Annotated in this window: 10 protein-coding genes; 5 read left to right on the top strand and 5 right to left on the bottom strand. The window is 37.5% G+C overall.

The window, feature by feature from the left end; genetic code table 11:
* The first annotated feature begins 96 nt into the window (after positions 1–96).
* From guaA to QM867_RS04065, 5 genes are all read left to right on the top strand, one after another.
* Positions 97–1659 carry a glutamine-hydrolyzing GMP synthase gene (gene guaA / locus QM867_RS04085; protein ID WP_248034583.1) on the top strand — a complete coding sequence of 521 codons (1563 nt, stop codon included), beginning with the start codon at positions 97–99 and terminating at the stop codon, positions 1657–1659.
* Between the two features lie 246 nt (positions 1660–1905).
* Positions 1906–2679, top strand: a complete 774-nt coding sequence (locus tag QM867_RS04080; RefSeq protein ID WP_004251193.1) for an ABC transporter ATP-binding protein — start codon at positions 1906–1908, stop codon at positions 2677–2679.
* A complete protein-coding gene (locus tag QM867_RS04075; protein WP_414315213.1) occupies positions 2669–4723 on the top strand; it encodes an FtsX-like permease family protein in 2055 nt (684 codons plus the stop codon). The genes QM867_RS04080 and QM867_RS04075 overlap by 11 nt, the downstream gene beginning before the upstream one ends.
* Positions 4724–4765: 42 nt before the next feature.
* Complete coding sequence (locus tag QM867_RS04070) at positions 4766–5449, top strand: response regulator transcription factor (protein WP_316108336.1); 684 nt, start codon at positions 4766–4768, stop codon at positions 5447–5449.
* Positions 5439–6440 (top strand): sensor histidine kinase, encoded by a 1002-nt coding sequence (locus QM867_RS04065; protein WP_414315212.1) that lies wholly within the window; start codon positions 5439–5441, stop codon positions 6438–6440. Before QM867_RS04070 ends, QM867_RS04065 begins: the two co-directional genes overlap by 11 nt.
* A gap of 500 nt (positions 6441–6940) precedes the next feature.
* Here the strand turns inward: QM867_RS04065 and QM867_RS04060 are convergent, their stop codons facing one another.
* The 5 genes from QM867_RS04060 to QM867_RS04040 form a co-directional block, all read right to left on the bottom strand.
* Positions 6941–8143 (bottom strand): IS110 family transposase, encoded by a 1203-nt coding sequence (locus QM867_RS04060; protein WP_414315211.1) that lies wholly within the window; start codon positions 8141–8143, stop codon positions 6941–6943.
* Between the two features lie 154 nt (positions 8144–8297).
* A protein-coding gene (locus QM867_RS04055; RefSeq protein WP_414315210.1) for an IS3 family transposase occupies positions 8298–9691 on the bottom strand; the annotation gives its coding sequence in 2 pieces (ribosomal slippage) (positions 8298–9250 and positions 9250–9691; 1395 coding nt in all).
* 221 nt (positions 9692–9912) lie between these two features.
* Complete coding sequence (locus QM867_RS04050) at positions 9913–11178, bottom strand: site-specific integrase (protein ID WP_261026652.1); 1266 nt, start codon at positions 11176–11178, stop codon at positions 9913–9915.
* Positions 11179–11274: 96 nt separating this feature from the next.
* Positions 11275–11538, bottom strand: a complete 264-nt coding sequence (locus QM867_RS04045) for a MerR family transcriptional regulator (protein WP_049538669.1) — start codon at positions 11536–11538, stop codon at positions 11275–11277.
* A gap of 78 nt (positions 11539–11616) precedes the next feature.
* Entirely contained in the window at positions 11617–12867 is a 1251-nt protein-coding gene (locus QM867_RS04040; RefSeq protein ID WP_261026649.1) for a replication initiation factor domain-containing protein, read from the bottom strand.
* Between the last annotated feature and the right edge of the window lie 173 nt (positions 12868–13040).

Raw genomic sequence — 13040 nt, 5'->3', positions numbered from 1 at the left:
CATAGGGAAAAGTCAAACCGCACTTGTTTGGTTGGTAATTCTAACCCTTTTATGATAGAATATTCAAGAAGATATTTCTTTTAAGAAAGGGAAAAGATGAGCAACATTTCAACTGATTTGCAAGATGTCGAAAAGATCATCGTACTGGACTATGGTAGCCAGTACAACCAACTCATCTCACGTCGTATCCGTGAGATTGGTGTCTTTTCAGAACTAAAAAGTCACAAGATTTCGGCTGACGAAGTCCGTGCTATCAATCCTATCGGGATTGTACTTTCAGGTGGTCCAAACTCTGTTTACGAAGAAGGATCGTTTGATATTGATCCAGAGATTTTTGAACTTGGAATTCCGATTTTGGGAATCTGCTATGGTATGCAGCTATTGACTCACAAGCTTGGTGGTAAGGTTGTTCCTGCAGGCGATGCTGGTAACCGTGAATACGGTCAATCAACATTGACTCACACAGAATCAGCTCTTTTTGCGGGTACTCCAGATGAGCAACTTGTCTTGATGAGCCATGGGGATGCTGTTACAGAAATTCCTGCTGATTTTGTCCGTACTGGAACTTCTGCTGACTGTCCTTACGCGTCTATTGAAAATCCAGACAAGAAAATCTATGGTATCCAATTCCACCCTGAAGTTCGCCACTCAGTACACGGTTATGATATCCTCCGAAACTTTGCCTTGAACATCTGTGGTGCCAAAGGCGACTGGACAATGGATAACTTCATCGATATGCAAATCAAACAAATCCGTGAGAAAGTTGGAGACAAACGTGTTCTCCTCGGACTTTCTGGTGGTGTTGACTCTTCTGTTGTTGGGGTTCTTCTCCAAAAAGCCATCGGGGATCAATTGATCTGTATCTTTGTAGACCACGGTCTTCTCCGTAAAGGTGAAGCTGACCAAGTTATGGATATGCTTGGTGGTAAGTTTGGTTTGAACATTGTCAAAGCAGATGCTGCCAAACGTTTCCTTGATAAATTGGCTGGTGTATCTGATCCTGAACAAAAACGGAAGATTATCGGTAACGAGTTTGTTTATGTCTTTGATGACGAAGCAAGCAAACTAACAGATGTGAAATTCCTTGCTCAAGGAACTCTTTATACAGATGTGATTGAGTCTGGTACTGATACTGCTCAAACCATCAAGTCTCACCACAACGTGGGTGGACTTCCTGAAGATATGCAGTTTGAACTCATCGAGCCTTTAAATACTCTTTACAAGGATGAAGTTCGTGCCCTCGGTACTGAACTTGGCATGCCAGACCACATCGTATGGCGCCAACCATTCCCAGGTCCAGGACTTGCTATCCGTGTCATGGGTGAAATCACTGCAGAGAAACTTGAAACAGTTCGTGAATCAGACGCTATCCTTCGTGAAGAAATTGCCAAAGCAGGTCTTGACCGCGATATCTGGCAATATTTCACTGTTAACACTGGCGTTCGTTCAGTAGGTGTTATGGGAGATGGCCGTACTTACGACTATACCATCGCTATCCGTGCCATCACTTCTATCGATGGAATGACAGCTGACTTCGCTAAGATCCCTTGGGAAGTCCTCCAAAAGATCTCTGTCCGCATCGTAAACGAAGTTGACCACGTTAACCGTATCGTCTACGATATCACAAGTAAACCACCTGCAACCGTTGAGTGGGAGTAGAGTTTCCTATAAAATAATAAATAATACTGCTGGAGCATGGACTACAGTGGTATTATTTTTTATAATTTCAATATTAGGAAAATTTCTCGACTCTCAACTCCTCTTTTTAAATCCTTGAAACCATGCTATAATATAGTAAGTATAGCTCCAATAACCTAATGATAAAGATTTCTTACATCATCCGTAAGTGTTATTCTACTCTGATTCATATTATAATGAAAGTAACAAAAGATGGAGGTGTTTCACATGGAAACAATTTTACGAGTAGAATCATTAAAAAAGCATTATGGAAAAGAGCCGAATATCACCAAAGCCTTGAACGGTATATCTTTTCAAGTTGTCAAAGGTGAGTTCTTAGGGATTATGGGGAGCAGTGGTTCTGGGAAAACAACCCTTCTTAACTGTCTCGCTACTATCATCAAACCAACTGACGGCTCCATTCAAATGCAAGAAAAAGATTTAGGTCAGTTAAAAGGTAGTCAGTTAGCTGATTATCGTGGCAAGGAAATTGGTTACCTCTTTCAAAATTTTGAGCTTTTGGACAATCTGACAGCCAAAGAAAATATTTTACTCCCCTTGTCTTTGCACAAGGTCGATGCCAACGAAAGCAAGGTTCGGTTAGAATTGCTTTCCCAATATCTAGATATTTCTGAACTTCTGGATAAGTTCCCATCTCAATTATCAGGTGGTCAACGGCAAAGGGTAGCTGCTGCGCGTGCCTTGATTTTAGACCCTAAGATTGTATTTGCAGATGAGCCCACAGGAGCTTTGGATTCAAAAAATGCGACCATTTTGATGCAAAAATTATCCGAAATGAATCAAGTGGAAGAAACCACCATTCTCATGGTGACCCACGATTCAGTCGCTGCCAGTTTTTGCAACCGCATCTTGTTTATCCAAGACGGAAAACTATTCCATGAAATTCGACGCGATTATCCAAGAGAAAGTCAAGAAGATTTTTACCACAGAATACTAAAGGTCATGTCTGCACTGGCTGGAGGTGATGGCAATGTTTTCTAAATTAGTCTCAAGAAATAGCAAGAGGGATCGAAAGAATAATGGCTTGTATTTCAGTTCCATGGTTCTTTCTATTATCTCCTTTTACATCATCCTTTCTTTGTCCCATCAAGATGTGATGATCTTTCTCAAACAAATAGAGAGTGACGCTGTAAATAAACTCTTTAGCATGATTCCCATTCTTTATGTAGCAACCCTCTTTATTCTCTTTTTTCTAGTCTACTTCGCAAGCAGTATGCAGATGGAAAGGAGAAAACATGAATTTGGTGTCTATCTCACACTGGGAATGCGAAGAAGCAAACTGTTCCTGCTACTCCTACTCGAGGATTTGAGAAACAGTGTCCTTGCCCTTGGAATAGGCCTTCCAATTTCTATCTTGATTTCAGAACTAATCAGCCTAATAACCGCTAAAATTGTGGGACTAGGGATTATTGAACATCAATTTTCTCTATCTACCACAGCTCTACTCTATACAGTCATCGGCTTCCTAGCCGTAAAATTAGCTGTTTTTGTCCTTTTAAGTGCAAAGACGGCCAATATGGAAATCGGAAACCTGCTTACCTATTCACCCTCTGGAATGAAGAAACTACTCCCCAAGGGGGTGTACCTTCTTGCTTCTGTCCTCGGAATTTTGCTTCTAGGAACAGCCTATTACATGGGTATGAGTGGACGAGCTTGGGAGAGTGTCATAACCATGGGCATCACTGTTTTCTTGGGGACTCTAGGAACTATCCTCCTCTTCTTTGGTATGCGTTTATTTATAGACTTTTTGGTCAAGCTTGGAAACAATCGAAAACTTCATGCCTATAATTTTAGACAGATTCAGGAATTAGTTATCCAGCGCTCAACTATACTGGCCATCTGCTCCCTCTTAATCTTCTCTGCCTTGTGCCTCTTTGGAGCAGGTGTTGCCATTGCAAGTGGCAATTCAGGCAATCAAACCCACGTATTTGATTATACATTTAGAGATAGCAAGCAGGATACAGATGAAAATCTTGATGTAAGTACAGTAAAAAAAGAGCTTGAAGCTGCTGGACTAGAATCACAGTTTTCAAAGATTCTGCAAATTAAAGTAGGCAAACCAAAAGAACTCGAGTCCGTGTCCTTTGAACAGTTCATCAAGGTATTGAAAGAGCAAAAAGAAAGTAAAAACAAGGAAGTCTTAGTCCATAATTTCCAGAAGTATATAAGTTGCCACCTTTTGCCACTCTCTGAATACAATGAGCTTAGAAAGGCTGCCAGTCTCCCTCCTCTAGAATTAACAAACAAGGAAGCCTACTTGTATATGGGGAAAGATTTTCTCCCAGATGAAAGTCTCGTCAACTCTGTTCTGAAAACAAATCCTCAAATCAAAGTCATGGGAAATGATGTAAAATTGATTGGCGAGGTGGAGTCTTTGCCAATCGTAACGGATCGTGAGATAACCCTCTCTGTCGCTCTCATAGTCCCAGATGAAGTCTTTATGAACTATACAGACGGTCGCTACTCGAACTATGTCAGCGGTATCTTAGCTCCTGAACTAGTCAAGGAAAAAGGCCTGATGAGAGCTATCTCAGATACCAATGAAAAGCTAAATCAAACCTCTCTTGGTTATGAAAGCTATATACAAAATATGGGAAGACAATTATTTTACATTATCTCTGCCAGCTATATCACCATCTATCTGGCTATCATCTTCCTTGTTGTCGCAAATACAATTATCGGCGTTCAGTTTTTGATGGGACAAAGACAATCCTACAGACGATACCAGACCTTAATCCATCTTGGAGCAAACTACGAAACTCTTTGTAAATCTTCAGAAAAACAAATCAATTGGTATTTTGGTCTACCAATAGCTCTTGCACTTATCAGTAGTAGCTTCGGAGTGAGCTCCCTCCTCACAGGAATAGTACCAGCCAGTGCAAGAATGGCCATGGGGCAGAAATTTATCACAGCCATGGTGATAATACTACTGTTAGCTGGATTTGAAGTCATCTATATAAGAATTGTAAAGAAAAATAGCAACAAGTACTTGTTGTCATTAATGGAACCCAAAAGAGATGAATAAGGTAGAATAAGGTAGAATAAAATAGGAAAAGGAGGAGCCGATATGAAGCATATTCTGGTTATTGAAGACGAAGCCTTGATTCGAGATGAAATTGTCATTTTGTTAGAGAAAGCGGGTTATCAAGTTGATAAGTTGACTGACTTCAAAGATACAAGCCAGCAAGTATTGCAATACGATACGGATTTAATCATACTGGATTTGAATTTACCAGGAGAAACAGGTTTTCAAATTTGTAAAAATCTCAAGTCCAAACGCTCTGTGCCCATATTGGTTCTCACCTCCCGTGAACAACTAAAAGATGAGATTTACGCCCTAAAATTAGGGGCTGACGAGTACTTAACAAAACCTTTCAAGAAAGAAAGATTCTTGGCTCGTATAGAAAACATCTTGAAACGCTATGAAGGTAGACAAAATTTGCTTGAAAAAGATAATTTCCTGCTGGATAGAAATACCTATACTCTTTATATCAACGGACATTCGATTTTACTCCCTCAAAATCAAGGGAAATTGTTAGAAACATTATTAGTGGCAACTGATTCTGTCGTCACAAAAGAAGAACTAAGCATGAAACTGTGGAATACAACTGAGTTCATCGATGAAAATGCTCTACAAGTAAACATTGCAAGGCTGAAAAAGGTGATGAAACAGGTTGGCATTGCCCTTAAAGTCAAGTCCGTCAGAGGTATTGGTTACAAGCTAGAAGAGGTAAGTCCAGATGAAACATAATCTAAAATATCTAGCTAGTTATCTGCCTTGGTTACTTGTTCTCTTAGCATTTGATCTATTTACAGCTGTCCTGCTTTGGCTTTCAGATGTGAGAATGTTTCAAGCTCTCATCCTTCTCTATATTTTAGCCACCGTCCTACTTTTTTTCATCCTATCTTTCTTACTTATAAGAAAAGAAAGAAAAAAAGCCGCTGCCTATAAATCCTTCATAGCCAATCCTAAGATCGATACTGAGCTTGAATTATTGAATTTATCAAGTGCCTCAGAGAAAGAAAGCATTGAAAAAATAGCAGATACACTTTATCAAAAGCAGGCTCAAATAGGAAAACTCAACTCATTACTAGCCGAGTACGAGGACTATGTTGAAAAATGGGCGCATGAGATTAAACTTCCTTTATCGCTTCTTTCCCTCCTTTTAGACAATCAAAGTGACCAACTACCTGAGGATACTGCTTTTAAATTGGACTATGTGAAAAATCAAATCCAAGGAAATGTATCACAGATCTTATTCTACTACAGGGTGAAAAGTGAGAAAAATGATTTTCTATTTGAAGACCTTGACCTAGAAGAGTGTATCCAAGATCTTTTGGAGAACTTTGATCCCTTGCTCAAAGAAAAGAATTTTACGATTAAGTTAGAGAACATACAAGGAATCTGCTACACCGATCAACGCAGTTTTGGATTTATCCTGTCTCAAATACTAGCCAACGCCCTTAAATATAGCTCTGACAAACCAGAACTCAAGATTTCTATGTCAAGTGACAAGGGGCGCAAAACCCTGATTATTTGTGATAATGGGTGTGGAGTTAAAGCTTGCGACCTCCCTCATATCTTTGAAAAAGGATTTACAGGTGATTCAGGAGAGACAAGGAAAAAATCAACAGGCATGGGTCTCTATCTTGTCAAACAATTAGCAGATGCTTTAAAAATCGACATCGTAGTAAAATCCGAATGGATGCATGGATTTGAAATCTCTCTTTCTATTTCGTAATTTTTCGATTAAGAAAATTGCCTAGTCATAGAAAGCACATATTTTATACAAAAAAGAAAGCTGTACTGACCCCCAAAAATTGAACAAATAATTATTGAAAGGATTTAGTTCTGTATTGCACAGGGCTAAGTCCTTTTCTACCATTTGTCAAGTATATCAAGGTATTTGATGAAAAATAGTTTGATTTCCATAGTCAAACTAAGGAAATTGTCTTTTTCTGAACTAAAGTTTAGTGAAAAAAGTGTACACTAAACCAACACCTTATCTGGTGATTTTTTTGATAAGGCGTTACAATAATATGGCATAAACAATTTTACCGATTTTCTACCATTTGTCAAGTATATCAAGGTATTTGATGAAAAATAGTTTGATTTCCATAGTCAAACTAAGGAAATTGTCTTTTTCTGAACTAAAGTTTAGTGAAAAAAGTGTACACTAAACCAACACCTTATCTGGTGATTTTTTTGATAAGGCGTTACAATAATATGGCATAAACAATTTTACCGATTTTGGGTAGAAGTATAATCGTAAAGTTTGTTATGCGTTATAAGGTAATACATTGTTCTAATGAGACGATGTATAGAGGCAATCGTGTGTGGTTTGGTTGAAGTCACTTGCGATTGTCTTTTCCGTTTCTCATAGAAGTCTGCGATATGACAGGGATTGGTGTGGCTAGCTGAAGCGATGTTATGAATGCACTTAAAGAGAATCTTTCTGGCATAGGGATTCCCACGTTTAGTGATATGTTCCTTGGCTAGAAAGTTTCCAGATTCATAGTGTCTGAGGTCAATGCCGATAAAAGCATTGATTTGATTGGCAGAGTGAAATCGACGAATGTCACCAAGTTCGCCAATAATACTTGTCGCTGTGGTTTCAGCTATTCCAGGAATAGAGAGAAGAATCTCGTATTCTGGCAAAGATTGAGCCAATGCTACCATCTCCTCTAAAACACCTTGTCTGTGTTCAGAAAGCCTAAGTAACTCCCCTGCATAGTATTTGACCTCTTCTATCACTGGAGAGGTTTTCTTAACCGCACAATAAGACTGATTAGCTAGTTTTGTAAGCTTATCTACTAAGTAAGTCACACGTTTTTCAGAGATGCGTTTTGCCGTAGACTGACGGATGATAGCTGTTAATGTGGCGTCATCTGACTCCAGTACAAAACTATTACATGGAAAAGTCATGACCAAGTTCCAATATTGTTCCCCAGTTGGTGCCGACAATATGTTTTCCAATTCAGGAAAAGTGACCTGTAAAACCTTGTGCAGACGGTTTTTAGCGCAGACGATATCCTCAGTAAGATTCTGATAGAAACGGCTGAGATCGCGTAATTCTTGATAAAGCGCTTCTTGGACATAGCTTGGTTTACGATTGAGGATGAACTGAGACGCAGCTAGTTTTTCAGCGTCAATCTTATCGGTTTTACGTACTCGTAAGCTATCTAGTTGTTTTTTGGATTCTAAGGGATTGAGCCGTGTATAAGCGTAACTATTATCCTCAAAGAAGGCCTGAAGACGACGAGAATAGACACCAGTCGCCTCGAAGATAATCTCTGGCTCGTGAACAGTCTTCAAGTCCCCAAGTAGTCGATTAAATCCGATGGCATCATTGGGAATGGTATAGCCATGTACTTTTTCTCCATTGACCAAGATGGCCACTTCTGAGCTTGCTTTACTCACGTCAATCCCAAAAACTACTCGCATGATATTACCTCTTTGTCTTGAATGATTCCTTGCTTTAGTGATGTCATTTTCAATACTCGACGTTTTTCGTCCCACATACTTTGATAACATTCTTCCTAAAACAGGTGTCTTGTCAGTTTTAGTTACGACGTCTAGCGCCAAAGGACTTATCGACTTAACAAGACACCACTACTTTAACATAACGAAAAAGTAGTGAGTACTTTCTCCCGTCGGAGATTTCCTCACTACTAATCTTAGTATGTTTTAGTTTTACCTTAATTCGTTTGTTGTTGTAGTAATCAATATAGTCTACAATAGCTTGTTCCAAGTGCTCAAGTGACTGAAACGTATTCTCATAACCATAAAACATTTCAGTCTTAAGAATGCCAAAGAAAGATTCCATCATACCGTTATCTGGGCTATTCCCCTTACGTGACATAGATGGTTGGATTCCCTTATTCTTTAAAAAATGATGATAAAAATCGTGTTGGTATTGCCATCCTTGGTCACTATGGAGAATCGTATTCTCATAGTACTTCTCTGTGAAGGCCTGGTTTAACATAGCTTCCACTTGTTCTAAGTTTGGTGAAGTTGAAAGATTATAGGCGATAATTTCGCTATTAAAGCCATCTAAAACTGGTGATAAGTAGAGTTTTTGACTGCTTGCTGGAATGGCAAATTCTGTCACATCTGTGTAGCACTTTTCCATTGGTTTGGCGGCTTCAAATTGGCGTTGAATAAGGTTATCTGCTTTCTTACCAACGTCTCCTTTATGAGAAGAATATTTTCGTTTCTGTCGCATTTTAGCTTGTAAATTGAGTACTTTCATCAAGCGTTGAACTCTTTTATGATTTACCAGATAACCACGATTTCTTAGTTCTAAATGAATCCGACGATAACCATAATTTCCCTTATGTTCGATAAAAATGGATTGAATTTCAGCTTTAAGCTCTTGGTCCTTATCTGGTTTGTCTAGCTGTTTCAAGTGATAGTAGTAGGTCGAACGAGCTAGTTTAATGGCTTTTAGAAGAATATCTAACGAAAACTCAGTCATTAATTCTTGAACAATTTCTGTCTTTCTTCTTTCTCTTTTTCCTCCTTCAATCGGAGTTCTCTCAACTTTTTTAGGATGGCATTCTCCGCTCTCAGGTACTCATTTTCTGCTTGAAGACGTTCTAATTCTGTCCTCTCTTCAGGTCTCGTTTTTAGCTTATGTCCCATTTTAGGTATTCTCCCTCTTGTTTTCTCAACAATAGTATACCCGTTTTTCTTGTATTGTGCTAGCCAATTAAGAAGTATCGTACGACTTGGGAGGCCGTATTCAAGTGAAACTCTATCTTTAGTCCAGCCTTCATGTAAGACTTTATTAATCATTTCTTGTTTTAAATCAGGAGAATAGTAACGATTTTTTCCTTTTTTGACGAATTCTATTCCGTAACGATCAATCAATTTAATCATGTACCTAATATTAGAATTGTTTATCCCAAATTTATTTGAAAGCTTCTCTAAGCTATATCCTTGTTTTCTAAGTTCATAGATTTGAACTTTATCATCATAAGTTAATTTCATAATAAAAATACCCCAAAAGTTAGATTTTTATGTCTAACTTTTGGGGTGCAGTTCAAAATCAGCGTTTTTCTTATGTATTGATTTGTATTGAATGCTTACTTCACTTCTGTAAGGAATACTTAAAATCTATTTTAGTTGTGATAAACCCTATTAAATCAATGTTTATAAGCTATTGATTTGGATAAAACTGTCAGAGGTTGCCAAAAAGGTTGCCATGAATTTTATGAGGTTAGCTCTGCAATTTTATTTAGATAAATATCTACCGCTTGTGTTTGATTTTTAGGGGCAAGCTCGGCATATATGTCCATAGTAGTTTTGATAGACTTATGTCCCATACGAACCTGTAACTCTTTCCAGTTCATACCTGCATTTAACATCATAGAAGCGTGTGTGTGGCGGAATAAGTGAAAACCATAGTCAGGTAGACCAACTTCTTGTAATCGTCTTTTGAGTGTCGCACGTTCATTCCTATCGCACATATAATTTCCGTAAATAGTTGGGAAAATCAACTTACTTTTTGAAAGACCGTTCTTCTTGAAATAAAGATTCATTTCATCATGGAAGTTTTGAAGTTGCTCAATAATTTGGTACGGAACAGCTATTTTTCTATTGCCCGAATCAGATTTAGGAGTATTTTTACAAACAACCTTTCCTTTTAATCCTAACTTAGGTTTCGCATTTTTCCAAACAAGAGTTTTAGTGACTAATATTTCAGAACTTTCAAAATCAAGGTCATAGATAGTCAAAGCTAATAGCTCATTGATTCTCATTCCTGAAGCAAGTAGACTGTCGCAGATAACTTTAAATCGCCGATTAGCCCTAGTATTAGATAAAGTATCAACGAAATTTAGCCAGATAGTTAAATCTTCATCATGAAGAACCATAATGCGTTTTTGATTGCTTTTAGGTTTTGGGGGAATTTTGATAGATTGAGCAGGATTATACTTTAATTCAAAGTGTGTTATGCCAAAATCGAAAATCTCTCTTAATTTGTGAGCGATTGCTCCGAAGTCTTTTGCGCTTCCTTTTTTAGCTCGCTTATTGCCGGCATCGACAGATTTTTTCGATTTTTGGGCAAGCTCGTTAATCCAATTTTGTATATCGGAAGAAGTGATTTTATCTGGTTGATAGTGTCCGAATTTGGGTAATATATAGGTATCAAGATAATTTCTCACTCGATTGAGAGTATTATCTGAACTAACCCAAGTTTCGTAGTTTGAAAACCAAAGTTCAGCTAATTCTAATAATGTAGAGATACTAAAAGATTCTTGTCTTGTTGAACCGCTTTCTTCAAAATCAAGTTTAGCTTGTGTAATTTTGCGATCTAAGGACCTCAGGGTTTTCGCTGTTATTGTTGTTTTTACAGGTTTTCCTGTTTTTGTATCTAAACCTAGATAAATACTCTTTGCTGAATAACTAATCTCGCCATTGTCCTTTACTTTCTTGAGGACGATTTTCCCTTTATGGATAATTTTTTCTATATTCATTGCTGCTCTCTTCAATCAATCGAAGAATTGAAAAAAGCTAAAATAGATAGTATCTCACTTTCTTTTTTGATACTCCTATTTTAGCATATTTCACTTCTAGTTGTGACTTAAAAACTCTAAAACGGTATCAATATGATAGTAAACGGTTCTAGTACCCTCAATAGGTGGTTCTAAACGTTTAAGACCTCTATTTTCCCATGACCTCAATGTATTTGGAGATATACTCAGTAAATCTAATAACTCTTTTTGAGTATAAATAATGCCAGTTCTATTTTTTTCACTATTTAAATGTTTTAGTAGGTCAATCACGGTAAGAAGCATGAGTTCGATTTGCTTTAAATCAAAATTATTGCTAGACATACTATTCTCTCTTTCTTTGGTAAATATAATTGAAATATGAGATAATAGCAGTAGGGGTAAGCTACTGCTTATCTCTTGCTAATCCGCAACATCACTTTTAGGCTTCTTGGCGGAATCTTTAGGAGTGATGTTGTTTTTTTGGTTAAAGATTTGAAAGGCATCTTCCAGAAAATCTTTAAAATTTAGTTTTGACAGTTCATCACCGAATTTGTTTAACCATATCCCAACATCTGGATTTGGGATATAGTTGAATTCGTATTCTTGAACTAACCTGATGATGAAGTGATTACGGGCTTGCGTACCCCAAATTTCCTCAATTTTCCTTAGAAGTGGATAAAATCCGCTACCTTTTAACAAATAAGAAATGGTTGCTAATAAATCATTATTTCGGGAGTTTAAGGATTCAAGCTCTGGGAAGATACCAAAACCTTTAAGTAAATCACTAGTGAATGGCAACAGTTGACCAGTCTCTGCATCATGGAAACAATATTTATCAATCATTTTGTTGACAATGAGCTTGCTCAAATCTTGAGAGCTATCAATAGCAAGCAACAAGGTTAGAATTTGATTGCTATATGTACCTTTGTAGGAAGCCTCCATGCGTACCCAAGAATTGCAATACTTAGTTAAGTGCATATAGCGACCTTGATTGTCTAATTGTTCCTGATACTTGTTATAGATCCGCAACAGAGCATTTACATTCTTTTTCTTGCTACCAATATATATCGTTTGCGCCTGACCATTTACTTCTTGAGCGCTAATGTTAGAAATATTTTTACGTCCTTTATGATTGGTGATAATATATTTTTTGATTTTTAACCCTTGGTAAAGGTCATTGACAGCCATTGGATAATTAAAGTAATCAATAGCAAGGTCAATACGAGAAAGGCGCAAATCATAATAGTCAGCGTACAGCAGTTGTGCTATATTGTGAACGTCAATTGCTTCACTATAATAGTCTTGATAGGAGGCTTTATAGTGAGACAAAGCTGATGCAGAAATTTTTAGGATAATTCCCATAGTGAAGTTAGTCTGATGCCAAGCAATCGCAAAGTAATAGGGGAGATTCTGAAAGGTAAATCCCTCTGTATAACCTGCTGGTGGGTTTTTTAGTGGAATATAATTTCCAAAGAGAACTGGGAGGGATAGCTTTTCTGCTACTGTTTCAGACAGCGATAAAGCAATTTGATGCCAATTATCAGGATATTCTCCTACAGTATCTTCTGTCGGTTGGATGACAAATGTAGCTTCATCGACACTGGTCATAATGACTGGGTTATGGTCGTTATCTTTTTGAAGATACTTTTCAATTTCATTTTTACAAATCATTTTATTTTCTTTCTATCCGCCTAAAGAGTGAAAGTTAACTGGGCGGAAAATATTGCTTTAGTTAACTATTTATTGTAATGTAGCGAAATTTCTACGCTTTTATTCTCTCACAGTTTCAAGAAGTAATCACCCTAAATAAAAAGTTATAGAATAACGTTGATATAACAGCATTT

It is taken from the genome of Streptococcus infantis (assembly GCF_047463635.1).
Taxonomy (GTDB): domain Bacteria; phylum Bacillota; class Bacilli; order Lactobacillales; family Streptococcaceae; genus Streptococcus; species Streptococcus infantis_W.
This window is presented reverse-complemented; position numbering and strand designations above follow the sequence as displayed.

Coding starts and splice junctions, on each gene's coding strand:
- guaA (WP_248034583.1), top strand. CDS start 97: ATGAGCAACATTTCAACTGATTTGCAAGATGTCGAAAAGATCATCGTA.
- QM867_RS04080 (WP_004251193.1), top strand. CDS start 1,906: ATGGAAACAATTTTACGAGTAGAATCATTAAAAAAGCATTATGGAAAA.
- QM867_RS04075 (WP_414315213.1), top strand. CDS start 2,669: ATGTTTTCTAAATTAGTCTCAAGAAATAGCAAGAGGGATCGAAAGAAT.
- QM867_RS04070 (WP_316108336.1), top strand. CDS start 4,766: ATGAAGCATATTCTGGTTATTGAAGACGAAGCCTTGATTCGAGATGAA.
- QM867_RS04065 (WP_414315212.1), top strand. CDS start 5,439: ATGAAACATAATCTAAAATATCTAGCTAGTTATCTGCCTTGGTTACTT.
- QM867_RS04060 (WP_414315211.1), bottom strand. CDS start 8,143: ATGCGAGTAGTTTTTGGGATTGACGTGAGTAAAGCAAGCTCAGAAGTG.
- QM867_RS04050 (WP_261026652.1), bottom strand. CDS start 11,178: ATGAATATAGAAAAAATTATCCATAAAGGGAAAATCGTCCTCAAGAAA.
- QM867_RS04045 (WP_049538669.1), bottom strand. CDS start 11,538: ATGTCTAGCAATAATTTTGATTTAAAGCAAATCGAACTCATGCTTCTT.
- QM867_RS04040 (WP_261026649.1), bottom strand. CDS start 12,867: ATGATTTGTAAAAATGAAATTGAAAAGTATCTTCAAAAAGATAACGAC.